At 62.1% G+C, this 23,630-nt stretch carries 20 protein-coding genes and 2 pseudogenes; 15 read left to right on the top strand and 7 right to left on the bottom strand.

From position 1 onward, the window contains the following. The first annotated feature begins 123 nt into the window (after nt 1-123). Both ACK8CO_RS01910 and nikR read left to right on the top strand, forming a co-directional pair. Complete coding sequence (locus ACK8CO_RS01910; protein ID WP_080616058.1) at nt 124-1,572, top strand: tryptophanase; 1,449 nt, start codon at nt 124-126, stop codon at nt 1,570-1,572. 198 nt (nt 1,573-1,770) lie between these two features. After that, nucleotides 1,771-2,235 carry a nickel-responsive transcriptional regulator NikR gene (nikR, locus tag ACK8CO_RS01905; RefSeq protein WP_080616059.1) on the top strand — a complete coding sequence of 155 codons (465 nt, stop codon included), beginning with the start codon at nt 1,771-1,773 and terminating at the stop codon, nt 2,233-2,235. Nucleotides 2,236-2,980: 745 nt separating this feature from the next. On the opposite strand, the gene ACK8CO_RS01900 is transcribed toward nikR, so the two are convergent. Continuing rightward, on the bottom strand, nt 2,981-3,445 hold the full coding sequence (locus ACK8CO_RS01900; protein WP_414897977.1) for an ASCH domain-containing protein: 465 nt from the start codon (nt 3,443-3,445) through the stop codon (nt 2,981-2,983). Between the two features lie 627 nt (nt 3,446-4,072). On the opposite strand from ACK8CO_RS01900, the gene ACK8CO_RS01895 reads away from it, so the two are divergent. Continuing rightward, nucleotides 4,073-5,226, top strand: a protein-coding gene (locus tag ACK8CO_RS01895; protein ID WP_414897976.1) for an IS3 family transposase whose coding sequence is annotated in 2 segments (ribosomal slippage) — nt 4,073-4,325 and nt 4,325-5,226 — 1,155 coding nt in all. Because the reading frame shifts where the segments join, the coding sequence is not laid out codon by codon here. Between the two features lie 169 nt (nt 5,227-5,395). Here the strand turns inward: ACK8CO_RS01895 and ACK8CO_RS01890 are convergent. Continuing rightward, nucleotides 5,396-5,725: a bacteriophage spanin2 family protein gene (locus tag ACK8CO_RS01890; protein ID WP_414897975.1), complete on the bottom strand. Its 330-nt coding sequence runs from the start codon at nt 5,723-5,725 to the stop codon at nt 5,396-5,398. Continuing rightward, a complete protein-coding gene (locus ACK8CO_RS01885) occupies nt 5,722-5,958 on the bottom strand; it encodes a glycoside hydrolase family protein (protein ID WP_414897974.1) in 237 nt (78 codons plus the stop codon). The genes ACK8CO_RS01890 and ACK8CO_RS01885 overlap by 4 nt, the downstream gene beginning before the upstream one ends. A 100-nt stretch (nt 5,959-6,058) precedes the next feature. On the opposite strand from ACK8CO_RS01885, the gene ACK8CO_RS01880 reads away from it, so the two are divergent. The 4 genes and pseudogenes from ACK8CO_RS01880 (at nt 6,059) to ACK8CO_RS01865 (ending at nt 10,867) form a co-directional block, all read left to right on the top strand. Further along, a complete protein-coding gene (locus ACK8CO_RS01880; protein WP_414897973.1) occupies nt 6,059-6,715 on the top strand; it encodes a hypothetical protein in 657 nt (218 codons plus the stop codon). Nucleotides 6,716-7,491: 776 nt separating this feature from the next. Continuing rightward, nucleotides 7,492-8,589: a DNA adenine methylase gene (locus ACK8CO_RS01875; protein ID WP_414897972.1), complete on the top strand. Its 1,098-nt coding sequence runs from the start codon at nt 7,492-7,494 to the stop codon at nt 8,587-8,589. Further along, on the top strand, nt 8,589-9,434 hold the full coding sequence (locus ACK8CO_RS01870) for a DpnII family type II restriction endonuclease (RefSeq protein ID WP_414897971.1): 846 nt from the start codon (nt 8,589-8,591) through the stop codon (nt 9,432-9,434). The genes ACK8CO_RS01875 and ACK8CO_RS01870 overlap by 1 nt, the downstream gene beginning before the upstream one ends. 272 nt (nt 9,435-9,706) lie before the next feature. Further along, a pseudogene (locus ACK8CO_RS01865) lies at nt 9,707-10,867 on the top strand (integrase core domain-containing protein). A gap of 184 nt (nt 10,868-11,051) precedes the next feature. Here ACK8CO_RS01865 and ACK8CO_RS01860 read toward each other — a convergent pair. The 4 genes and pseudogenes from ACK8CO_RS01860 to ACK8CO_RS01845 form a co-directional block, all read right to left on the bottom strand. Continuing rightward, nucleotides 11,052-11,612 (bottom strand): hypothetical protein, encoded by a 561-nt coding sequence (locus ACK8CO_RS01860; RefSeq protein ID WP_414897970.1) that lies wholly within the window; start codon nt 11,610-11,612, stop codon nt 11,052-11,054. Then, nucleotides 11,609-12,619, bottom strand: a complete 1,011-nt coding sequence (locus ACK8CO_RS01855; protein ID WP_414897969.1) for a hypothetical protein — start codon at nt 12,617-12,619, stop codon at nt 11,609-11,611. Before ACK8CO_RS01855 ends, ACK8CO_RS01860 begins: the two co-directional genes overlap by 4 nt. Next, nucleotides 12,616-13,641, bottom strand: coding sequence for a DUF4123 domain-containing protein (locus ACK8CO_RS01850; RefSeq protein WP_414897968.1), 1,026 nt, complete (start codon nt 13,639-13,641; stop codon nt 12,616-12,618). Before ACK8CO_RS01850 ends, ACK8CO_RS01855 begins: the two co-directional genes overlap by 4 nt. Before the next feature lie 900 nt (nt 13,642-14,541). Then, nucleotides 14,542-14,916, bottom strand: a pseudogene (locus ACK8CO_RS01845) (tetratricopeptide repeat protein); the annotation flags it as partial. Between the two features lie 151 nt (nt 14,917-15,067). On the opposite strand from ACK8CO_RS01845, the gene ACK8CO_RS01840 reads away from it, so the two are divergent. From ACK8CO_RS01840 to cas1e, 8 genes are all read left to right on the top strand, one after another. Beyond that, nucleotides 15,068-15,388: a hypothetical protein gene (locus ACK8CO_RS01840; protein WP_075782022.1), complete on the top strand. Its 321-nt coding sequence runs from the start codon at nt 15,068-15,070 to the stop codon at nt 15,386-15,388. Between the two features lie 350 nt (nt 15,389-15,738). Next, entirely contained in the window at nt 15,739-18,225 is a 2,487-nt protein-coding gene (gene cas3 / locus ACK8CO_RS01835) for a CRISPR-associated helicase Cas3' (protein WP_414897967.1), read from the top strand. Between the two features lie 91 nt (nt 18,226-18,316). After that, nucleotides 18,317-19,777, top strand: coding sequence for a type I-E CRISPR-associated protein Cse1/CasA (gene casA / locus ACK8CO_RS01830; RefSeq protein ID WP_414897966.1), 1,461 nt, complete (start codon nt 18,317-18,319; stop codon nt 19,775-19,777). Further along, on the top strand, nt 19,774-20,268 hold the full coding sequence (gene casB / locus ACK8CO_RS01825; RefSeq protein WP_414897965.1) for a type I-E CRISPR-associated protein Cse2/CasB: 495 nt from the start codon (nt 19,774-19,776) through the stop codon (nt 20,266-20,268). The genes casA and casB overlap by 4 nt, the downstream gene beginning before the upstream one ends. Continuing rightward, nucleotides 20,265-21,329 (top strand): type I-E CRISPR-associated protein Cas7/Cse4/CasC, encoded by a 1,065-nt coding sequence (gene cas7e / locus ACK8CO_RS01820; RefSeq protein WP_414897964.1) that lies wholly within the window; start codon nt 20,265-20,267, stop codon nt 21,327-21,329. The genes casB and cas7e overlap by 4 nt, the downstream gene beginning before the upstream one ends. Continuing rightward, nucleotides 21,329-22,021, top strand: coding sequence for a type I-E CRISPR-associated protein Cas5/CasD (gene cas5e, locus ACK8CO_RS01815; protein WP_414897963.1), 693 nt, complete (start codon nt 21,329-21,331; stop codon nt 22,019-22,021). The genes cas7e and cas5e overlap by 1 nt, the downstream gene beginning before the upstream one ends. Continuing rightward, nucleotides 22,018-22,689 (top strand): type I-E CRISPR-associated protein Cas6/Cse3/CasE, encoded by a 672-nt coding sequence (gene cas6e, locus ACK8CO_RS01810; RefSeq protein ID WP_414897962.1) that lies wholly within the window; start codon nt 22,018-22,020, stop codon nt 22,687-22,689. The genes cas5e and cas6e overlap by 4 nt, the downstream gene beginning before the upstream one ends. Then, complete coding sequence (cas1e, locus tag ACK8CO_RS01805; RefSeq protein WP_414897961.1) at nt 22,686-23,630, top strand: type I-E CRISPR-associated endonuclease Cas1e; 945 nt, start codon at nt 22,686-22,688, stop codon at nt 23,628-23,630. Before cas6e ends, cas1e begins: the two co-directional genes overlap by 4 nt.

Raw genomic sequence — 23,630 nt, 5'->3', positions numbered from 1 at the left:
TCGCGGAGGGGCCTTTTCCTTTCGCCTGCGTGCCGGTTTGACGCAGTGCCAGTCCCGCCCCTCCGCGCGAAGCTCCGCGCCGCAACAGCGCGGCCGCGAGACCGGCCCGAGGAGGAAAGCCCCATGCCCAATGTCCGTTTCTTCAGCGGCGAGACCGTCCCGCTCGAGATGCACAAGGTCCGCGTCGTCCAGAAGCTGACCCTGCCCGATATCGAGGCGCGTCTCGCGGCGATCACCGCGGCGGGCAACAACACGTTCCTGCTTCAGAACAGGGACGTGTTCATGGACATGCTGACCGATAGCGGCGTCAATGCCATGAGCGACCGCCAGGTCGCGGCGATGATGCTGGCCGATGACAGCTATGCGGGATCGGCGACCTATACCCGGCTCGAGACCCGGCTGCGCGAGATCTTCGGGATGGATTTCATCCTGCCGGCCCATCAGGGCCGGGCCTGCGAGAACATCCTGGCGCAGGTGATGGTGACGCCGGGCTCGATCGTACCGATGAACTATCACTTCACCACCACCAAGGCGCATATCGTGCTGAATGGCGGCCGCGTCGAGGAGATCATCCATGCCCGCGGCCTCGAGGTCACCTCGGACGAGCCGTTCAAGGGCGACATGGATGTCGCGGCACTGGAACGGCTGGTGGCCGAACATGGCGCAGAGCGCATCGCCTTTGTCCGCGTCGAGGCGGGCACCAACCTGATCGGCGGCCAGCCGGTCTCGCTTGCCAACCTTCGCGAGGTGCGCGCGGCCTGCGACCGGCACGGGCTGACGCTGGTCTATGACGCGAGCCTGATGGCCGACAACCTCTACTTCCTCAAGACCCGCGAGGCCGCCTGCCGCGATCTGTCGATCCGCGAGATCACCCGCCAGATCGCCGATCTCTGCGATGTGCTCTATTTCTCGGCCCGCAAGCTTGGCTGTGCGCGCGGCGGCGCGATCTGCGTCCGGGACGAGGCGCTTTACAACCGGATGCGGGGGCTCGTGCCGCTTTACGAGGGCTTCCTGACCTATGGCGGCATGTCGGTGCGCGAGATCGAGGCGCTGACCGTCGGGCTCGACGAGACCATGGACGAGGACATGATCTCGCAGGGGCCGCAATTCATCGCCTACATGGTCGGTGAGCTCGACCGCCGCGGCATTCCGGTGATCACGCCGGCGGGCGGGCTTGGCTGCCATATCGACGCGATGCGCTTTCTCGATCACGTGCCGCAGCCGCACTATTCGGCGGGCGCGCTGGCTTCGGCGCTTTATATCGCGTCGGGCGTGCGCGGGATGGAGCGCGGCACCATGTCCGAGCAGCGCGCCCCCGACGGCACCGAGCCGCTGGCCAATATGGAGCTGGTGCGACTCGCCATGCCGCGCCGGGTCTTCACCCTGTCGCAGGTCAAATACGCCATCGACCGGATCGACTGGCTCTGGCAGAACCGCAGGCTGGTGGGCGGGCTGACCTTCGTCGAGGAACCCGATATCCTGCGCTTCTTCTACGGCCGTCTGGCGCCGGTCTCGGACTGGCAGGAACGGCTGGTGGCGAAGTTCAGGGCAGATTTCGGCGACAGTCTCTGAGCGCGATCCGGCGGGCGTCTCGCCGGGAAGCCGTGCCCCCGTGCCGCTCTCGATCTAGCGGCCTGCCCGGCGAAGCGCCCAGATCGGCGGGGCGGGCCCGCGCAGGCGGCGGGGCAGGGCAGAGCTTTCGGCGCGGGTCCCGCCCTTGCCCGCGGTGCGCGGGGGCGGCAAAGTCGGGCCGCCATCAGGGAGGAAGCGATGCAGCGCATCACGATCACCATCGAGGACGAGCTGTTGCAGGCGCTCGACGCCGTAATGGAGCGCTCGGGCGCGTCGAACCGCTCGGAGGCGCTGCGCGATCTGATCCGGCGCGGGCTGGCCAAGGACGCGCCCGAAGACGCCGAATGCGTGGGGGTCGTGACCTATGCGCTCGACCCGGCGCAGCGCGATCTGGGCCGGCTGGTGCCCGAGAGCCGCCAGCAGCATCATGACGCGGCGATCGCGGCCCTGTCGGTGCCGCTCGATCATCACGCCGCGGTCGAGGTGGCGGTGATGCGGGGGACGGTGGGCTCGGTCCAGGCCTATGCCAACAGCCTCTTTCTGCAGCGCGGGGTGCGGCATGGCCGGACCGCGCTGATCCCGGTCCGGACCGAGGTCGAGTTTCATTTGCATGGCGAGCGGGCCCATACCCATGATCACCTCAGGGTGCTGGACCGGTTCTGAGCCGCGATCCGCAGCGCGCCCGGCAGACCTGTCGGCGCGGTCATGATCTGCGCGGCCCGCCGCCCTGCCGGTTGGGGGCAGAGCCTCCCGGCCAGCCTGCCTTTGCGGGGCTGTTGCCTCACCGGTTTCCTTCCGGCGCGCCCGTCCTGTCATCGCCCTCTATCCGGGCCATGTCCGTTCCCCGGCGCCGGCGCGGGCAGGCTCTGCACGATTGCGGCGCTTCGAGGCCGTCGCTCCGGTCCGATCCCGAGACAGCGGAGCTCTGTCGGGCAGGCCGCCACCCCGGGACGCCCGGTTTTCCGGCATCTTGCCGGGATGGGGCTGACGAAGGTCCGGCCAAGGGCGCCTGTCGCGGAGGCTGTCGCGGAGGCTGTCGCGCGGAAAAGACGGAAAAGGCCGCCCATCTGATCGGGGTGCCGCAGATCGGGAGCGCGGCCGGCGCTCTCTTGCGCGACCCGGAGGTCACGCCCGCGACCGGTCCTCTGTCTATGGGGCCGGGCGGGCGCACAGGCGGGTATATCCTGAGTGCTCCGGAGCGGTTTCGAACGGGCTGAGCACATCCGGAGCCCGGTCATGTCAGGGGGGGGGCGCCGGAGCGCTCGGATTTGCGCGGTGCCGCCGAACCGCAGCGCCCGCCGGTCCGTGGCTTCGACCCGGCCTTCGGGGGCAACGCCCGCGCCGGATCGGCTGCGGGCCTCCAGATCCCGCAGCGCCAAGGTGCTGCGGGGGCTGATCGGACGACGCCTTACGCTCCGGGGGCCGCCGGGCTGCGGGCCCGGTCAGGCGCGTCGTTTTCCCCGCAGAGATCTTCGATCAGGATGAACCGCTCCCAGAGGATCTGCAGATCGGGGGAGAATCCGCCATTGCGCTCGAAATAGCTGCCATGTCCTTTGCGCCAGCCTTCAAGGCTGTCATCCTCGCCTTCGGCCAGCGCCATCGCTTCGGTCACCTCGTCGAAGCGGCATTGAACCAGCTCGACCGTTTCGATGACGAGGGCAGGCGTCCCGTCCCAGCTCAGCGCGATGTCCCGCCGCCCGATCGCCGGCATGGGCTCACCGTTCTCGTAATCGCGCAAGGCACCGCAGGTCGCCGTTTTCTTCCCCGAGCGCACCAGCGAGAGCAGGGTCTCGGACGAGGCGGCGCTGTCCCCGAACCGGAAGGTCTCGGCCGTTGGATAGCGCTGCGTCAGCGCGTCGGAAATTCTGAACATGGCGCGTCCGTCCGTCCTGGCTTCCAGAGCCCTGCATGATCTCGTGCCCCGGTTCTCCGGCTCGAAGGACAGCTCTGGCCGGGCGCCGCTCGACGCTAGCACGGAAGGGGGCAGACTGCCATTGCGAGGGGGCTGGCCGTCGATCGTGTCGAAAGAAGCCGGCTTGCAGGACGCGCCGGTCGCCGATCCGGTCTGGCTGGGTCATGTTCGGGCGCGCGGCGAATCTGGTTCTCCGGCCCGCAGCGCAAGACAGGGTGGCGCCCGGTGCCCTCGATCTTCCGCGAGCAGATCGGGCCCTGTTGCGCGGATCGGCTGAGGGCCGGGGGGCCCCTTTCCCGGGACAGGATTTTCCCGCAGGCTCGGTGACGGATCTGCCGGGCACGGTGTCGCGGTTCAGAGCGGCGATGCGGGCCTGACGTCGGCGACCTGGCGGTCGAGGTCCCGTGCCATGAGCCGCGGGCCCGGCACTGTTGAGCTACTCCCCATCGGTTGGACAGTATCTGGCGTAATTTAAGCTACTCTTTGCACCTGCTGATCGGGTTTGTTGTGAGCTACCCCCCGAAATTCGGACAGTGACGTAAGCTACGATTTGCAGTCTGCTGATCTTCGACGAGAAGGAGATCAGAGATGTCGAAACGCAAGCAGCACGCGCCTGAGTTCAAGGCGAAGGTCGCGCTGGAAGCCCTGAAGGGTGAAGAGACGGCGGCCGAGCTGGCGAGCCGGTTCGGAGTGCATCCGACGATGATCCATCAATGGAAGCGCGCCCTGCTCGAAGGCGCGTCCGGCGTGTTCGAGCGCGGCGGCCGCAAGAGACCCGAGATCGACGAGGAGCAGGTGAAGGAGCTCCACGCCAAGATCGGGGAGCTGGCGGTGGCCAACTCTTTTTTGGAACGAAAGCTGAAGCCCTGGGGCGGGAAGTGAGGCGCGGTATGATCGAGCCTGACCATCCTCAGCTGTCCATCGGTCAGCAGTGCAGGCTGCTGTCGATTGCGCGCTCGTCCTATTACTACGAGCCGAAGGGAGAGACCGCACAGAACCTCGGCCTGATGCGGCAGATCGACGAGCAGTTCCTGGAGACGCCGTTCTTCGGTGTCCGCCAGATGACCTGGCACCTGCGCAATGACGGGCATCTCGTGAACGAGAAGCGAATACGCCGGCTAATGCGCCTCATGGGGCTGATGCCGATTTACCAGAAGCCCAACACGAGCAGGCCGACGAAAGGACACAAGACCTATCCTTACCTTCTGAAAGGGCTGCACGTGGATCGTCCGAACCAGGTCTGGTGCTCGGACATCACCTACCTGCCCATGCGCCGCGGGTTCCTATACCTCATAGCGATCATGGACTGGCACACGCGCAAGGTTCTATCCTGGCGGATCTCGAACACCCTGGAGGCCGACTTCTGCGTCGAAGCACTGAGCGAGGCCATCCACAAGTTCGGCCCGCCCGAGATCATGAACACGGATCAGGGCAGCCAGTTCACGTTCTTCGCCTGGACCGACCGGCTCCGCCGATCCGGTGTGCGCATCTCGATGGATGGGAAAGGCCGATTCCTCGACAACATCTTCATCGAGCGGCTGTGGCGAACCCTGAAATACGAATGCGTCTACCTGCATGCCTGGGAGACCGGATCAGAGACGAAAGGGGCTATCCGGAAATGGATGACCTTCTACAACCACCAGCGTCCTCACTCAGCCCTCGGCGGCAAGCCACCGGCGCTGGTTTATTGGCAGAGAAATGATATCAACAAACCCGATCAGCAGGTGCAAAGAGTAGCTTAAATTACGCCAGATACTGTCCAACCGATGGGGAGTAGCTCAGAGAAGGCAAGGCGCGACTATCTTGAGGCCGCGAAAGAGGCTCTCAGTTGCTTCGTCGATTAAGCTGGACGCTTCGTAGCTATATCGTAGCTTTGCTTCTCTCGGTCTGACCGGTTTGCAGAGGAACCTCTCAGGCCCGCCGCCCCCCGACCGCCTCTCTGACCCTTCGCCCGATCTCGCCCGGCGAGGGCGCGATCCATCCGATCAGCGCGACCAGGACGATCCAGGGCGGGATGACATTAACGATGACGGTCTCGACGCGGTCGGCGCGGAGGCGGTTTTGGGACTGCTCCTGGCGGATCTCGCGGGCGCGGGGCCGCACGATGGAAGGCGCGTTCTCGACCTTCTGCCCCTGCACGTTTTCGGCCCCGGCCTGGACATTCGCGGCGAGGTTGGGGCCGAGCGGCGCGGGCAGCCCGCCGCATCCGGCCAGCAGCAGCGCCGCGAGGAGCGCCCTCATGCGCCGCCCCAGCGGAACGGCACCTCGGCCGGAACGCCGTCGAGCCCCTCATGGCAGAGCTGCCGGGCCTTGTTGCGGCGGATCAGAAGCCCCCGCACACCCTTGCCGCCCGCGAAGCGCCAGCGCGGAAGCTCGTCGCAGGCGCCGCGCAGATCGCCCGCATTGAGCTTCCGGATCAGCGTCGAGCGCGCGGCCGCGCCAACCCGCCAGCGCAGGTTCCGCGATGGACGCACCGCTCCCGTCAGTCCAGGCACGATCCGCCGCGAGCTGAACGTCCTGCAGGCCGCCATCAACTATTGCCACGGCGAGGGCTATCTCATTACCGCGCCGAAGGTGGTTCTTCCTGTCCGTCCTGATCCGGTCGAGAGGTTCCTGACCCGCCAGGAGGCCGCCTGGCTGATCCGCGCCGCGCGCAATCTCCGCAGAGACGGACGCCATCTTGCCGATTTCATCCTGCACGGCCTCTATACGGGCAGCCGGAAGGACACGATCCTCGGCATGCATTTCGACACGCCCAGCGTTTCCGGCGGCCATGTCGACACCGTGCGAGGTATTCTCTACCGCAAGCCGATGGGCAAGGCCGAGACGAAGAAGCGGCAGCGTCCCGCCCGGCTGCCGCCGCGCTATCTCGCGCATCTCCGGCGCCAGGCCGCGAACGGGCGGCGATTCGTGGTCCAGGACTGCGACGGATACAGGGTCGGCGACATCCGGAAGGGCTGGGCGCGGGCGGTTCGGCTGGCCGAGGAGCTGGCGGCCGGGCAGGGGATCGAGATCGATCTCACCATGCCCGACGGCAAGGGCGGCCGGAAATACATCACGCCGCATGTCCTGAAACACACGGCGATCACCTGGGCGCTTCAACGCGGTGCGTCGATCTGGGACGCTGCCGGGTATTTCTCGACCAGCCCCGAGACGATCCAGCGGGTCTATGGGCACCATGCACCGGACCATATGCAGAGCGCGGTCGAGGCCATGGATCGCCGCACTTGAGCTTCAATCCGCGCCGAAACCGCACCGAAGGCGAATTCACAAGAGGAGAAGTGAGGCGTAACTATCTGATTTTTCTGGCGCACCCGAGAGGATTCGAACCTCTGGCCTCTGCCTTCGGAGGGCCTGCCGGGGCTGTATGTACACGTAATATTCCCTATACGTTCTTGAAATAATGCCATTTTCCGCAGTCTCGACCGGTGTAAACGGGACTTGATCAGGACTGCTCATATGTCTCTAGGGCACGTGGGCGACCGGCGACGGGAAAGCTCAATCCCTTCCTCAACGTGCGTCCCGAGGGTTATCTCCTTTGCCGGTTTCGGTGGCGAGTTGGGCGGATGCCCTTGTCGCATACCCGGCTGGCGGCGAGTGGCGGGAAACTTCATCTGGTCGAGACGGCTTCAAGGTCGCTGATCACGGTCTGCCCGGAGATGGATCGAACAGAGAGCGGTCATTTTCCGAGAACGTAGCTGCACGGCAAGACGCCCTAGCCCCACGGCTGGGAGTGCAGTACGCTCGATGCCGATAACCGCCGTTCACACAGGGCGCGCTGAAGGACCGAACCCGTCCAAAGCGGCTGCGCTGCCCCTCCGGGTCGACTGGTGGTCGTGGGTAGGGCGGGGAGCCGACCTTCGCGGCGGACGCAACAGCCAACGTTTGCATCGATCAAAGCAGACGTTGGCACACAGCGCAAGTTCACATACAAGGCGTTATCACAATTTGGCTTGGCGGATCGTAAGGTCCTGTATAGAATAATAAAATAACAACAAGGAATGATCATGGGGCAGCAGACACTTCGCATCATCAGGCCAGAAAAGAAGACCGTACCCGATAGCCGGGCGCGGCCCTTGGCGCTTAAGCAAGTCGAGCGCTTTCCTGAACTGCGCTACATGGGTTCCAAGCGTCGTCTTCTCCCCTGGATTCACGAAACTCTGGAAACGCTCGACTTCGAAACGGCCCTGGATCCGTTTAGTGGCAGCAATGCAGTCGGATATCTCATAAAGGCGATGGACCGACGCGTGATCGCCAGCGACTTCCTCAACATGTCTGCGACCATCGGCAAGGCGCTCATCAAGAACAACAGTGCCCAGCTCGACGGTCCCGCCATGAAGTGTTTGCTGGCTGCTCCGACTAATACGCATGATTTCATAGAAAAGACCTTCTCTGGTGTGTTCTACACTCCAGAAGACCTGCGTTTCCTAGACAGGATTTCGGGGAATCTCCGGCAACTCGATAATTCGCATCAACAGGCTCTGGCGATGGCAGCGCTTATGCGCTCCTGCGTGAAACGTCAGCCGCGCGGCGTGTTCACGATCTCAGGCGACCTGTCCAAGTACGATGACGGACGCCGGGATTTGCGCTTGTCCATCGAAGAGCATTTCTTCGAACAAGTCGAAGCCTTCAACGAGGCTGTTTTCTCGAATGGTCGGCGCAACCATGCTACCCGAAGCGATGTATTCAAGGTTGAAACAAGGGGCGTCGATCTCGTCTATCTGGATCCGCCCTATGTCCCGCGTGCGGACGATAACTGCTACATCAAGCGCTACCACTTTCTGGAAGGGCTCTCTTGCTACTGGCAAGGGCTCGATATCGACTATTCCACCAAAGTCCGAAAAATCCCCAAACGCTTCACGCCGTTCAGCTATCGTAAGCAGGCCGTCGAGGCATTCGAGGGCCTTTTCCAGCGGTTCAGCAAACAGAAGATCGTGCTGTCCTATAGCTCGAACGGGTATCCCGACCTCGATCAACTGACCGACATCATGAAGAAAACAAAACGGGATGTGAGGGTCTTCCGCCGCAACCACACGTACCACTTTGGTACCCATAGCAAGGTAAAGCGAGCCTCCGTCGAAGAATATTTGATCGTGGGGCAGTAATGCGGGTTGTTCACCAGAGTTTCGATCAGATCATCGACAGTCTTTCGCCGCTTGAAGCGGACTGGATGGACGATATGGCCGAGGCGATCATGGAACGGATCCAGGGCGTTCCGATGAAAGCTGAGTTCAACCGTGACGACATCGCTTCTCTAATCGACGCCAAGGACGGTCCGTCCTTTCAAGTATCCAAGTTCTGTGTCGGCCTTTTTCTCGGGTTTTCTAAGGACAAGTTGGAAGTTGAGCTGGCTGATCGGCTGGGACCTGGAGGTACTGGTATCAAGAGATACCAAAGCGATCAGGACGCCTATCTCGATGTCCTTGCTGACTTGGGTTTGATCGATGCCATGACCACTACCGTGAACACGGTACCGGTCTGGAGCGACATCCTGAAGGAGCGCCTGCGGTCAGGCCGTGGCAGCGCGATCCAGGGCCAGCAGCGGGGTAGGGGGCTCGAAGATTTCGCCGAAGAAATCATCAAGGAAGTCTTCGGAGCGGCCTATGAGCCTCGCTGCACATTTCAGGGTGCAGCCGGTCCCGCGAAGTGCGATTTCGCCATTCCGAACAAGGCCCTTCCGTTTATTCTGATCGAGTCGAAAGGCTATGGGGCGACTGGTTCCAAGATGAGCGACATCATCGGCGATCTTGATGCCATCATTGCCGCGAAGCGGCATGACGCCAGCCTTCTCTTCATCACCGATGGACTGACCTGGAAGGCACGGGCCAATGATCTCCGCAAGATCATCCAGCGACAGAACGATGGCCGCATTACTCGTATTTACACCAAGCAAATGCACGATCAGTTCAGAAGCGATCTCCTGACACTAAAACGCGAATATGGGATCTAGGGACGCGGCTCAATGCTTCTCGAACTAGACGACTACCTGGACAATCGTGGTGACTACTTCCCGCCCAGCCGAGGGGGCGTGATAGAGCTATCCGCCAAAATCTACTTGGTCGCCGCGTTCGAGGGCTGGTCGGTACCCCGACATAGGATAGCCCAAAGACCAAGGCAGTTGCCTGCCAAGAGCGGTCGTTGGTACTGGGCGCGATGGATGACCGTAGTCAGCTGTCCACTTAACCTTCTTTCCATGCTATTTTGGGAACGGAGGACCCCGCCATGGATGGAACACCGAAAGCGACGAAACCCAAGGCTCGTGACGCGAAGACCAAGATCGCGCAAACCCGCCTGAGCGTTCTGGAACTGGCGAAAGAACTCGGCAACGTGGCCGAGGCCTGTCGCCAGCGCGGCATGGACCGCACCAGCTTCTACGAGTGGAAACGTCGGTTTTGGGTTTGAGGGACCGTGGCGCCGGTGGCGCCGCGTAAGCCCGAGAACGGGCTTCGAGGGGCTGAAGGACCTGCCGCCGATCCACAAGACCCACCCGCAAACGACCCCGCCGGAGACGGTCGAGCGGATCAAGGCGCTGGCGCTCGAACATCCGGCCTATGGCTGCAACCGCTTCGAGGCGATGCTGGCGCTCGAGGGTGTGCGGGTCTCCTCAATCACCATCCAGAAGATCCTGAACGGTCGCCAGCGTGGCGCCACCGGTTCGAGCCCGCTGGCGACGGCCTGGGCACGCGCTACGACCGCTGGCTGGCGCTCGAGGAAGCCCATGCGGGCCAGACCATCGAGATCACTGCCGAACAAGCCGCCTTCCTCGAGAAGCAGAACCCGTGCTTCCGGGAAAGACACGTGGAATCAGGCACTCCCGGCGAGCTGCTCTCGGCCGACACCTTCTTCGTCGGCTCGTTGAAGGGGATCGGCAAGGTCTATCTGCACGCGGTCGTCGATACCTTCGGCAGCTACGCCTTCGGCTTCCTGCACGTTTCCAAGCAGCCCGAGGCGGCGGTCGCGGTCCTGCACAACGACGTGCTGCCCTTCTACCGCGCCCTGGACCTGCCGGTGAAGGCGGTGCTGACCGAGCGAGCCATTGAAGGCGCCATTGGTTCGAGCCCAATGGCGAGCGGTCGCGAATTCTGCGGCACCGAAAAGCACCCCTACGAGCTCTATCTCGACCTCAACGCCATCGAGCACCGCCGCACCAAGGTCCGCACGCCGAAGACCAACGGCTTCGTCGAGCGGTTCAACGGCACCGTGCTGGAGGAGTTCTTCCGCGTGAAGATGCGCGAGACCTTCTACGAGACTGTCGAGGCGCTCCAGGCCGATCTCGACGCCTGGCTCGTCCACTACAACACCGAGCGTCCCCATCTCGGCTATCGCAACATGGGCCGCCGGCCCATCGAAACCGTCATGTCATTCGTTAGCCAAGAAGGTTAAGTGGACAAGTCAGCATCAAAGCTGATTTGTTAGCGCTTGGCGCAGCATTGGGCAGGTATGGCTCAGCCACGAAGCGCACGAATATTCTATCCCCAGCGCTAGCCTGAGACAGTGCGATGTCGCCCTACCCACCATCTATCATAGCATATGTCGGTTGCGAGCCGCCAACAGCTCTCGCCAAGTGTTACAGGCGAGAAAGGCGATATGCAGTAGGAAGCCCGTTGCCATCGGTGATGCGGTGGTCAAGAAGCTCAACGCCGATCTCGATGGGCTTGTCGGAGGCTTCAATCGTTATGCTGCGGTCGCCATACCAGCTGCAGACTGCCCGCCGTGCCGGCGTGATGAGAATGAAAGTCGGCAGGATTTGCACCTGAGGTTGTGCGGCGGTCTTGCGCGAGACAGCGATGTGCAGCTCATTGCGAAACGGTCCGAGATATTCGACCGAATAGTTGAATTCCGGTGTGATGGTCTCGGGCATCGGCGCGGTGCCCAGGCCGATTTCCAGCACGCTGCCTTGCTGCACCTCAAAGCCTGGGTCCAAGTGTAAAGTGACAGAAACCGGATTGCGGGCCTCAGGTTGGACGATCCCTTCGCGATCCTTCATGAACGCTGACCATTCGTCTACTGACATGACCTGACAGTTCTGGTTCCGTTCCACTCCAGCCCCTCCCAATGAAAGCCACACCCCAGCGGCCAATGCTGCAGCAGATGCAGCCCGGATCAACCATTTTTTCTGATGCATCATGCGGGCTCAAAAATAGCCATGACTGTCGGTAAACCCGTCGGATCGTCCGTTCCGACGGGCAGAAAACGCGCGCCCTGTTTTCGCCAGAGCGAATATTCCGAAGTTCCTTCTTCGACCTGGCCTGACTCTCGGATCCATGACGGAATGGAAATCACTCCCATCAGCCGCGTCGATAGTCCCTGTCCCGGATGTGGCAGACCTTCATGCGTGTCCAGAATATCGATCACGGCGCCGTCCTGTGTTTCGCGTTTGCCTTTAAGGTCTTCAGCAATATCAGCAGCTTGCGACGGATCACGAATGCAGTCTCTAAACAAAGTGCGCGTATAGAATGCGTGTACCTGAACGCCGAAATGATCCGCCAAGGCCTGTGCAAGGCTTTCTTTTGGGCGGGCTTCGCTCAAGCTCGAAAATGCATCTTTATCTACAGATACTCCAGTGCGGCAGGCATAGGAATAGATCCGGCCGCCTGAACAAAATATCGACCGGTCGATCGAAGGGAGGTCACTTTGGCCAAGCCGGATGCGTGTTGCGCCCGAATAGTTCAAGTCAAAGCAACCGACCAACCCATGGCAATAGAACGAAAGGTTCATCACATCATGACGTTTCCCATCGATAGTCCGATTTTGCAGGTGCTTGCGCAATACGCGCAGGCTCGTAAGGGGAACGAGATTAATTCCCAGAACATCTCGCAAATGCTCAAGCGGTAAAAGCTCTGCATGCACATACCCGTTGGGAACGTAGAACACGGTTGTCCTGTCAGCATCACGCCACTTGGGTGGCCTGCGGCTCCCCTGAGCATTGCTAAGCCCCGGAGTGATGAACATCATCTTCCACCAAAACGAGTCGTAGCTCACCTCGGATCCGATCACGATGATGTTCTCAGTTGGGTTGGGGCACGGCGCCGATATCTCGTCGATGTTTCGTGCGCCTTGCGGCGGTGCAGGCGGCGAAGAGCCGTTTTCGGGGCGTTGCCAAACAACGCGATTTCGGGTGCCGAAACACATCATGCGACATGACCTTTCAATGACAGCGCATAGCTACGTTCATAAAGCTGAAGTGCACCGCGGGCCGTTAGCTCGATATCGTCTCTTGTGATCTTGGAGCTTGTCCAGGCTGTCTCGCCCAACATCCAGCTCGCTGCCAGGCAATGTGCAAGTATCCGCTTGTTGCCTGTCGCAAATTCTGATCGCGCTGCGCTCGCCGTCCGCTCCAGGAAGCCTTCCCTCTGTTGCTCGGTCAGCGGCGTTTCGAAATTGCTGCGCACCCAGTCAAACAGCTCGGCGAGATGGCGCGCTGATACTGCGGCGCGTAGTGTGTTTCGATCACGCTCGGTCAGCCGCAGGCGCGCGGCTGGCATCGTTTCAGGCTGTGACGCTAGTCTAAAACGGTGCCACCTTCCCTGCGTGTCCGGAAGATGAAGTTCGAAACCTCCTTGAAAGAACGCCAGCAGATTATGAGTGTCGGTGTTGAGCAGAAACGCGCTGATCATGTCTGGTTCCCAGAAACGAAAATAGCTCCAGCGCTTCGTTTCCGGGGACTGTACCCGAGTCAGCCTGCGTAAGTGCCCGCGCAGATCCGGAAGAGACAGTTGGCTGCGTAGGAAAATTCCTGGACGGCACGACCAGAGATCCATCGGCATACCTGAATCCGAGAATAACTGACGCGTAAGCGTCCCTTTCGGATTCAACTGCACCAGCCACGGAGCCACGTCGCGCAACTCAACTGCCGCCGCCCCCTGAAACAGACAGCAATGCGGTTCCCCCAAATCCTCGATACGTGCCGCTAGTTCGGGCGATGCGGCACTATCGAGTAGTGCATAGACAAGCATCTGGGAGGGGGACTTACTGTCCAAGGTGGAATCGGAAAACAGGGTTTCTTGCAGAGCTTCGGGTACCGAAATTTTTGGCCAACGGCCTAGTTGTTGATCGAGAGGGGTGACCTTGCAGATGATCTCATGATGCAGCATAGAGGTCGACGCAGGGGCATTCTGCCGTCCATTACCGACCAGAGACCAGAAATCGTCAGTCATCGATGCAATCTCGAAATGGGGGGCTCAATCATGAAATCCATATGATTTGTTGATGAATTCTTATATGTTCACCCAGACATTGGCCAACTCAGTCTGACGGATAGCAGAGGTTAAGGGCTGATTGAAGAACTGTCTAAGGTTGATCGCACGGCGCTGTATTAAGTTGACATATTAAGCAACGTGTCCTTTTTTTTGCCTCTGCGGCAATTAGCCGCTTTCTGCCCGAGTTTCTGATCTCATCTGGGCAGTTTGCTCGGCCGTAAGAGGTTTCCTTGAACGTGCTCCTGCAGCGGCCGACTGGAGCCTGACGATGTCTTGGCAACCGTTTGGGCGAACTCAACGCCCCTTCGCTTGCGGCCGATGCTTAGACATTGCAAGTCGTACATAGGTAAAGGCATGCCTTTGGAGACAGCCAAGACCACGATCGCGTTCTGTCGTAGCATGCGTCCCAAGATGTCGCAGACGCGAAGGTCTTGCCGCATGTCGGTTACGGGAGACACAATGGCGACAAGGGGCCGAAGCGTCAGTAGACGATAGTACACCAAGTGTCCGCTATGCCCGCGCATCGCGGCCGTTCGTCAAAGGCGCAGCGAATGTCGGCTCCCCGCCGATCACGCCCCACACAGCCGCCCGTTCAGCGCGACCAGCTCCCGCTCTTCCGCAGCGGTATGCTGTAGCCCGTAGCTCGCGGCGATCCGCCGGAACCGCAGGACGTACTGGCGGCGGGCCCCAGATCCGGCGGCAACCAGTCGAGCGGCCTGCGCGTGCCTTTCGAGCGGTCCGCCTACGCGCTGACGGGCAGCAGGTTGACCGGATCGCGGGCCCCCAAGATCCGGTTAAACGTCGACCGGGCCGGGGGAACTCATACGAGCCCCGTGATGGCTTCGCGTTTTGCGATTATCAAGCTTTCACACCGCTACGCAGGATTTCCGCCTCGTTGGCCGCCTCCAGCGCCGCATCGAGTTGCTCCGAATTCCACAAGACGTAGGCTAGGGTTTTCAGCGACTCGGCGAGGTAAAGTGTGAAAGCCTCCGGTCGGGCTTTTGCGAGCGTGCGGTAGAGCGCGACGGCCTCCCGAGCGGTTTCCTGCGCTGCCTCGTACTTCTCGAGACCTGGCAGGATGCCGGCCAAGTTGTTCAACGACATGGCGAGGTCCGGTATAAAGGCCTCCGCTCGGACCTTGGCAAGTTGGCGATGCAGCGCGACCGCCTCTTGGGCCGCTTTCATTGCCTCCTCGCGCTGCCCTAAATCGGATCGGGATCTCGCCAAGTTGTTAAGCGACTTGGCGAGGTAAGGTGTGTAGGCTTCGGATCGGGCCTCGGCGAGGGCCCGGTAGGCCGAGACGAAGAAGCGGCAGCGTCCCGCCCGGTTGCCGCCGCGCTATCTCGCGCATCTCCGGCGCCAGGCCGCGAACGGGCGACGATTCGTGGTCCAGGACTGCGACGGATACAGGGTCGGCGACATCCGTAAGGGGTGGGCGCGGGCGGTTCGGCTGGCCGAGGAGCTGGCGGCCGGGCAGGGGATCGAGATCGATCTCACCATGCCCGACGGCAAGGGCGGCCGGAAATATATCACGCCGCATGTCCTGAAGCACACGGCGATCACCTGGGCGGTGCAGCGCGGCGCGTTTCTTCCTGACGTTGCCTCATATTTTTCGACATCTCTGGAAACCATCGAGCGCGTCTACTGGCATCACAGCCCCGACCACCAGAGGAGTGCCGTCGAGGCGATGGATCGCAGGAAATGAGGCCCGAAAACCCCTGTCTGGGACTGGAGCGGGACTTCTCGAAACGGACAGCGCCGCGAAACTTCTGTAACTATCTGATTTTTCTGGCGCACCCGAGAGGATTCGAACCTCTGGCCTCTGCCTTCGGAGGGCAGGGAGAGCGCGAATATTCGTGTTAAATTCCTCAAATGTTCTTTATTTGTATCCATTTCGCGCCGTGTCATTTGACGCAAACCGCACCGAAACCGCACCGGAGCTTTCCAAAGTAGACGTATGAAAAGAGGCTCGGCACTGTGATTGGGTGGAACGATGGGCAAATATGCACTAATACGCGTCACGAATGATGCGCAGTATATTTTGCGAGGATGATCATGGGCATCCTTGATTGGCCGGGAAAGAGCGCTTCGATAAGCGGTTCGAGGCCACATCCCGCAGCTTATCATATGCTTGACGTGGCTGCGGTTTTTGAACGTCTGATCGAACCTTTCGGATTGAACAGTAGACTTCGCGATGCTTTGGTTCTGCTCTCGGCACTGCATGATCTTGGCAAGATCAGCGACAGTTTTCGGTGCATGCTCGAGGAACGGGCGCCTCAAAGGTTCCGCCACTGGCAATTGACCGAGGTGCTGCTTTACGAATTCGATCCTATTATGGCCGGGCATTTGGGCGGCACCCCGTGGGTTCGTCAATTACTATATGCATCTGTTTCGGGGCATCATGGTCGCCCGTCCAAGCTCGATCTGGGCGGTCTTGGCTATCCAGGTCGGCGTTCCCGCGACTACCGGCTTGCTCTTGCTGCAATCGGTAGCGCAGAAGTCGATGCCGCCACGACCCTTTCGCGGCTTTGCGAGCTCTGGCCGGACTCTTCACTTGATGAAGTGACGGAAGATCACGCCGTCACATTGTCTTGGTGGTTGCCCGGAATTTGCACCGCTGCCGACTGGGTCGGGTCGAATGCAAGATGGTTCCAGCCCCAGGCGGAGATTACCAGTCTCAAGGAATACCTAGACGGAACGCGCAGAGTCGCAGTCGACGCGGTGCGCGGGGCTGGTCTGTCCGGCGCGCTGACGAGGGACGTGCGGTTGTTCGACTTCGCGTTGCGTCCGATGCAGACCGCCTGTGCCGAGGTTCCGATGATCGAGGGCCCGATGCTGGCTGTGATCGAGGGTGAGACCGGCGCCGGGAAGACCGAAGCGGCACTTCTGCTGGCGCAGAGAATGCTGCTGGCGGGCAAGGGGCGGGGAATGTTTGTCGCCCTGCCGACCATGGCAACGGCGGATGCGATGTTTCGGCGTGCGGCAGATGTCGTCGGGAAAATGTTTGGCAAGGACGCGTCGCTCACGCTGGCTCATGGTCGGGCAGGGTTGTCCGTTGCTTTCCGTGACATTGTGAATTCGACTGCCCGTAGCGAAGATGACGCCACTTGCTCGGACTGGCTTGCCGAAAGCCGACGACGGGCATTGCTGGCCGATGTGGGGGTGGGGACCATCGACCAGGCGCTCCTTTCGGTTTTGCCCGTAAAGTTCCAGGCCCTGCGCCATTTCGGGCTGTCTTCGAAGATCCTCATCGTGGATGAGGTGCATGAGTTGGGCGAGCCGTATATCGGTGCCGAGCTGGAGGCTCTTTTGCGTATGCATCGCGCGGTCGGCGGATCTGCGATCTTGCTGACGGCCACGCTTCCAATGGCGCAAAGGGCGCGGCTTCTGTCGATCTATGGAGGCCTCTCGGACAGTCCTGCCTATCCGGCGCTGACGGTCGCGGGAGGTGTCGCTAGGACCGACCTGCCACAAGCGACGGGTCCTAAGGGAGCGGTACAAGTCGTGCGGCTGGCCAATCAAGATGATGCTGTCGCGATTTTGGCCGAACGTGCCGGTCGGGGAAGCGCCTGTGTCTGGGTGCGCAATGCGGTGGACGATGCCATTTCGGCCGTCGAGTTGCTGCGATCGAGAGGCATCGAAGCCCGCTTGATACATGCGCGCTTTGCGCTTTCTGACCGCAAGCGGATCGAGGCTGAGATACTGGCACGGGCTGGCAAGGCGGGCGTCGACCGCTCTGGGTTCGTTCTTGTCGGAACGCAGGTTCTCGAGGCCTCGCTCGATCTCGATTTCGACGTGATGGTATCCGATCTGGCCCCGATGGCCGCATTGGTTCAGCGGGCTGGACGGCTGTGGCGACATATGGATCTCCGGCCTCGGGCTGAGCGCCCGGTTCCAGCCGCGATCTTGCATGTCCTGTCCCCAGATCCCGGGGAAGTCACCAGCGACCGCTGGTTGCAATCCGTTCTCGACCGGGGTGCCTATGTTTATCCTGTCGCCGATCAGTGGCGCACGGCTAAGGTCTTGTTTGACGCGGGGCGGATAGAGGCGCCTTCCGGTCTGCGAACGCTCATCGAGGCGGTGCATGGGAAGGAGCCCATTCCTGCCCCCGATGTTTTGAGCGACGCCGAATCCGCAGCGGATGGGAAGGGGGCTGCAGCTCGCGGACATGCGGCGCAGAATATCGTCGAACTGGAGGCGGGCTATCGCATGGGCGGGCAGGCCAATGACGATGCCATTTATCCGACGCGCCTCGGAGAGGAGCAACGCGTTCTGGTCTTGGCCCGCTGGGAGGATGGCAGGCTTGTTCCATGGTCGGTCGACATGTTCGAAGCTTGGGCGCTGTCCGAGGTCTCGGCGCGCCGCTCTCGCCTCGACGCACTGCCTCTTCCGGATCAGTCCGCTCCGGAGATCATGGCGATCACACGGGATTGGCCGGACTGGAAGCGTGCCGAGCAGCGCTTGTGCCCCGTTGCGGAAGGCGGACATATCTGCGCGGGCCTGCGATACGATGAAAGACTTGGGCTGATCTTTGGGAAATAGCCACCAAGGTGGGCATTTAGCCCCATTTACAGGTGACGCGCCGAATGCTTGTCTGTTTCAGACTTCTCTGCAAACGGAGCTAATTTAAAGAGTGCTCAATCTGATCGAAGTCCCCTGGATTCCGGTTCTCTGCGAGGACGGCTCAAGACAGGTTGTTGCTCCCTGGCAAATAGCCGAGCCCGGAATCCTCCGCCCGGACTGGCCGCGTCCCGATTTGAATTTGGCGTGCTATGAGCTTCTGATTGGCTTGGTTTTTCTAGCCGATCCGCCCGCGAACAACGGTGACTGGCAACGGCGCCTTGCGCCTGATCCGGATCGTTTGAAGGAAAAGCTGGCACCCTTTGCGGTGGCCTTCGATCTGTTGGGCGACGGGCCGAGGTTCTTGCAGGATCTGGCCCCTTTGGACGGGACGCCGAACCCGGTCGATATGCTTTTCATCGACAGCGCCGGGGCGAATACGGCGAAGAACAATGCCGATCTCATGGTGCATCGCGACCGCTATGGCATGCTCGATCTGCCGCTGGCAGCCATGGCGCTTTACACTTTTCAGGCGCATGCGCCTTCGGGGGGCGCCGGCAACCGGACGTCGATGCGGGGCGGCGGCCCGTTGGTGACTATGGTCGACCCGGGAGATGGGCTCTGGTCGCTGGTCTGGGCGAATGTGCCCTGCGGCAGGTCTTCCGATCCCGATATCCTGCCCTGGATGAAACCCACCCGCCTGTCTGAGAAGGGCCAGAAGAGCCATCCGCCAGAGGGGCAGGTCTTTTCGGCTGAGGCCTTTTTTGGCATGCCGCGGCGGCTGCGGCTTGTCGGCTCCGGCGCGGGGATCGAGGGCGTCATCCAAAAGCCGTGGGGGGCGCACTACGCGTTGTGGAAGCATCCCTTGAGCCCATATTACCGGCTTAAGGCCGGTGCGGAATGGTTGCCCAAGCACCCGCGTCCCGGTCGGTTCGGCTATCGCAACTGGCTTGGGGTCATCGCGCGCGAGGCCGGGAGCGAGAACAGTGAGTTGTCGCTGTCGCTTCGCGACTGGGGGCAGCGCGGAGGAGAGGCCTCGGTGATCGTTGCGGGCTGGGCGATGGACAACATGAAGCCGCGTGACTTTGTCCTGTCGGTTCAGCCCTTTCTCGACCTTCCCATTGCGGCCGAAGACATGCTGGTTGGATTGATCCTTGCCGCCGATGCGGCAGCTGTGGCCCTGCGCGGCGCGCTTGCAGCCGTGTTGGCAGAAGGCGACGCCCGGGAGGCTGCACGAGAGGCATTCTTTGCGGCGACCGAGGGTATGTTTCTCGATCACCTCCAGGCAGTGAAAGCCGGTGGAAGCCCTTGCGCCGACTGGCTGAACGACCTGCGCAGGCAAGCCCTGAGCCAGTTCGATGCGCTCGCCATGCCGGGACTTGATCGAAGGGAAAGCGACCGGATCCGGGAGATTGTCGAGGCGCGGAAAACCTTGTCGGGCTGCTTTGCAGGCTACGGAAAGCAGGGGAAGGCTCTCTTCCAGAATCTCGGCTTGGAGCCTCCGGTGAGGGGTAATACGAGGAAATCGGTATGAGCGACGATCCGAAATCCCCAGGGGCAATCGCCCGTGGGTGGTGGCGCGCGAATCTTGGCGCCCGCGAGAGCGCCGCCGCACGGGCGCTGGCTGCGCGGCTCCGCCGGGCCGCGCCGATGGCTGCGCTGTGCGAGCCCGCCGTCATGGAACTGGCTAGGGCATTGCATATGGGGCCTGGAAGGGCGGACAGTCTTGTGCGGCTGGTATGCCTGCTGGCAGAGGTGCGCGAAGAGGATGCCGCGACACTTGCCCGACGGCTGGGCGGGAGCGATCCGACAATGTCGCCACTCAGGTTTCAGCGCCTCATGAGGGCGGAAGGCGATGAGTTGATCGCGCTCTTGCGGCGTGCTGTCGGCATGGCGGACCGTCGCTGCAACGTTGCTGCTCTGGCGCAGGATCTTCTCTATTGGGATGAGGCCCGGCCGCGCTGGTGTTTCCATTACTTTGGGGCCGACGCCCCCAGGGACGACCTCAAGGAGAGCGTTAAATGAGCACGTTTCTGCAGTTTCATCTGCTGACGACCTATGGCCCTTCGAACCCGAACCGTGACGATCAGGGACGTCCCAAGCAGGCCATGGTGGGGGGCAGTCCGCGACTGCGGATGTCTTCACAATCCGTCAAGCGTGCCTTGCGCGAGAGCGCGTTCTTCGAGCTCGATCTGCAGGGGAACATGGGCATCCGAACCAAACGGCTCTTTGAAAAGCTTGTCGAGCACTTGGACACGCAAGGTGTTCCGGGTGATGTGGCATCCGAAGCAGCTGCCCAGGTGGCAGAGATATTCGGTAAGCTGGAAGCGCCGAACAAGGCTGATGGAAACCGCGTGGCGTCGACCCTTGCGTTCGTCTCGCCGGAAGAATGGCGTCTGGCCGAGGACCTAGTGGGCAAGATCGTTGCCGGTGAAGATATGCCCAAGGAGAAGGATCTGAAAAAACTGGTCCTGCGCCACGCCGATGGAGCCGTCGATATCGCGATGTTCGGGCGGATGCTGGCTGCCGATGCCGATTTCAACCGCGACGCCGCAGTCCAGGTCGCCCATGCCATCACGACCCATACGGCCCAGGCCGAGGAAGACTGGTTCTCGGCCGTGGATGACCTGAACAAAGCCGAGGATACCGGGGCCGGGCATCTTGGAGAAACGGCGTTCGGGTCGGGCGTCTATTACCAGTATGTTTGCGTGAATGCAGATCTTCTGGTCGAGAATTTGGACGGTGATCGTGACCTTGCTGCGAAGGGCGCCGAAGCCTTGGCGCGTGCGCTCGCTCAGACCTCGCCGCGGGGCAAGCAGAACAGTTTTGCCCATCATCCGCGGGCTCATTACGTTTTGGCCGAAAAGGGGACGCAGGCGCCACGGGATCTCTCCGGGGCCTTCTTCTCGCCGATCAGGGAGCAACCGATCCTTGACAACTCGGTGGCGTCGCTGGTCCGGACCCGGGACGACATCGATGCGGCTTATGGGCAGGCATGGGACGCCGATTGCATAATGCATGTTGGGGTGGGCGGAACGCTGGACGAGATCGTCCTGTTTGCGGGTGATGCCGTGCGAGACGCCTGATGCAGCCCTATCTGGTCTTCAGTATCACAGCGTCGCTGGGCGCTATGGGCGAGTTGGCCGGGCATGAGCGGCGCGGTTCCCTGATCTGGCCTGGCCGGTCCGCGATCCTAGGGCTTCTGGGCGCCGCGATGGGGGTCGAGCGCGGCGGCGACTTCTCGAAGTTGGACGAGCTCGGTCTGGCCGTTGCCGTGTTCGATACGGGCGCGCCCCTGCGTGACTACCACACCGTGGAAACCGTGCCCTCGGCTGCGGTGAAGCATCCCAATTCCCGCCCCGAGGCGCTTGCTGCGGCGCGGGGGCGTACCAATACGACCATTACCCTACGGGACTATCGTGCCGGGCCACTTTATGGGATCGCTGTCTGGGGGGAGGAACTCGATGCGATTGCTGCCGCCCTGAGGCGCCCCCGTTACACTCTCTATCTCGGCCGAAAGTCCTGCCCCCTCGCGGCGCCCCCCGGGGCAAAGGTCGTCGATGCCGTGTCGGCAGAGGAGGCGCTGACCCATCTGGATCTGCCGCCATGGCGCAGGCTGGATCGTCGTGGCGCACCCGTCGCCGCCAGGCTTCTTGTTTGCGGCTCGGAAGAGGGCGAGATCGTCCACGACATTCCCGGCGACCGGCGACGTCGGCATTTCACGCCCCGCCGCGTCACGGTTCGTAACGTCGAAATCGTTCCCGGAGGCGCTGGATGACCCTCTATCTCAGCCGCATCCGCCTGTCGCGCAGCCCCTCGGCCCAAGCCCTTTCGGGGTTGTTGTCGCCCCCCGTTAGCGGCCCGCGCAGATCGGCCCATCACAAGCTTCTTTGGGCCGCCTTCGCCGACGGCCCCGACCGCCGCCGGGATTTTCTCTGGCGGGACGATCACGACGGCGGCTTTCTCACGCTCTCGGAACGCCCGCCTCAGCCGATGGATCTGTTTGAGCCGCATCAAGTGAAGGACTTTGCGCCCGCCCTGGCTGCCGGAGCGCTGCTCGACTTTACCTTGCGCGCCAATGCCACGCGGATGAAACGGGGCGGAAAGCGTGTCGACGTGGTGATGGATGCGCTTTACGGACTGCCGAAAGGTGCCCGCGCATCTGAGCGCATGGTGGTGGCCGGCCGTGAAGGCAAAGCTTGGCTTGAACGGCAGGGCGAGACCGCCGGGTTTAGGGTGGTCAGAGCGGAAGCTGACGACTACGCGGCCGAGGTGCTGCCGGGCTATCGCGGTCCACGGAAGGGGCAGCCGCAATTCGGGATTGTCGATCTTTCGGGCCGGATTGAAATCGGCGATCCAGCAGCCTTCCTCGGGCAGCTTGCCCGTGGGTTCGGGCGCGCCAAGGCCTTCGGCTGCGGCCTGATGCTGATCCGGCGCGCGTCGTGAGCGAGGGAAACCTCCCGGGCCTCGCGCCGCCGCGGCCCATTGCTCTCAAGGACAGATCCTCGCTAGTGTTCGTTGAACGCGCCCAGCTCGACGTGGCAGACGGCGCTTTTGTTGCCGTCAACGCCGACGGCACGCGGACACAGATCCCTGTTGGCGGGCTGGCGGGGATCATGCTCGAGCAGGGGGCGCGGATCTCTCACGCCGCGGTGGCGCTAGCGGCCCGCGTCGGCACCCTTATCACCTGGATCGGGGAAGGGGGCGTGCGGCTCTATTCCGCCGGGCAACCGGGAGGGGCGCGCTCGGACCGGCTGCTGTGGCAGGCATCCATCGCGCTCGACGATGGCGCAAGGCTGCGGGTGGTCCGAAAGATGTTCGCACTGCGTTTCGGAGAAGATGCACCGTCGCGGCGATCGATCGATCAGTTGCGGGGCATAGAGGGCGTGCGGGTCCGTGAATCCTATACTCTCCTGGCCAGACAATACGGTGTCGACTGGAAGCGCCGATCCTATGACCCGAAGGATTGGGAAGCAGGCGATGTGCCGAACCGTTGTCTGTCTGCGGCGACAGCCTGCCTGCACGGGCTGACCGAGGCGGCGGTGCTGGCCGCAGGTTACGCTCCTGCCATCGGGTTCCTGCATACCGGCAAGCCTCTCTCTTTTGTCTATGACATCGCCGATCTCTACAAACTGGAAACCGTTGTGCCAGAAGCTTTCCGGATCGCGGGGCAGGCGGGGAAGGGCAGGCTCGACATGGCGCCGGACCGGGCCGTCCGCCTCGCCTGTCGTGACGCCTTTCGTCGTACCGGCCTGCTAAAGAGGATCATTCCTGCCATCGAGGAGGTTCTCTCGGCCGGAAACCTTCCTCGTCCCGAGCCGCCGCCCGAGGCCGTTTCTCCCGCTTTTCCCGATGCGCCGCCGACGGGCGATGCCGGCCACCGATAG

The sequence above is a fragment of the Rhodovulum sp. HP10 genome, from assembly GCF_047553435.1.
In the GTDB taxonomy this organism is placed as follows: domain Bacteria; phylum Pseudomonadota; class Alphaproteobacteria; order Rhodobacterales; family Rhodobacteraceae; genus Rhodovulum.
Note: the sequence above shows the minus strand (reverse complement) of the source record. Positions and strands in the feature narration are given on the sequence as shown.

Coding starts and splice junctions, on each gene's coding strand:
- ACK8CO_RS01855 (WP_414897969.1), bottom strand. CDS start 12,619: ATGATGTGTTTCGGCACCCGAAATCGCGTTGTTTGGCAACGCCCCGAA.
- ACK8CO_RS01870 (WP_414897971.1), top strand. CDS start 8,589: ATGCGGGTTGTTCACCAGAGTTTCGATCAGATCATCGACAGTCTTTCG.
- ACK8CO_RS01875 (WP_414897972.1), top strand. CDS start 7,492: ATGGGGCAGCAGACACTTCGCATCATCAGGCCAGAAAAGAAGACCGTA.
- ACK8CO_RS01890 (WP_414897975.1), bottom strand. CDS start 5,725: ATGAGGGCGCTCCTCGCGGCGCTGCTGCTGGCCGGATGCGGCGGGCTG.
- ACK8CO_RS01900 (WP_414897977.1), bottom strand. CDS start 3,445: ATGTTCAGAATTTCCGACGCGCTGACGCAGCGCTATCCAACGGCCGAG.
- ACK8CO_RS01910 (WP_080616058.1), top strand. CDS start 124: ATGCCCAATGTCCGTTTCTTCAGCGGCGAGACCGTCCCGCTCGAGATG.
- cas3 (WP_414897967.1), top strand. CDS start 15,739: ATGGGCATCCTTGATTGGCCGGGAAAGAGCGCTTCGATAAGCGGTTCG.
- cas6e (WP_414897962.1), top strand. CDS start 22,018: ATGACCCTCTATCTCAGCCGCATCCGCCTGTCGCGCAGCCCCTCGGCC.
- ACK8CO_RS01860 (WP_414897970.1), bottom strand. CDS start 11,612: ATGATGCATCAGAAAAAATGGTTGATCCGGGCTGCATCTGCTGCAGCA.
- casB (WP_414897965.1), top strand. CDS start 19,774: ATGAGCGACGATCCGAAATCCCCAGGGGCAATCGCCCGTGGGTGGTGG.
- cas7e (WP_414897964.1), top strand. CDS start 20,265: ATGAGCACGTTTCTGCAGTTTCATCTGCTGACGACCTATGGCCCTTCG.
- cas5e (WP_414897963.1), top strand. CDS start 21,329: ATGCAGCCCTATCTGGTCTTCAGTATCACAGCGTCGCTGGGCGCTATG.
- nikR (WP_080616059.1), top strand. CDS start 1,771: ATGCAGCGCATCACGATCACCATCGAGGACGAGCTGTTGCAGGCGCTC.
- ACK8CO_RS01850 (WP_414897968.1), bottom strand. CDS start 13,641: ATGACTGACGATTTCTGGTCTCTGGTCGGTAATGGACGGCAGAATGCC.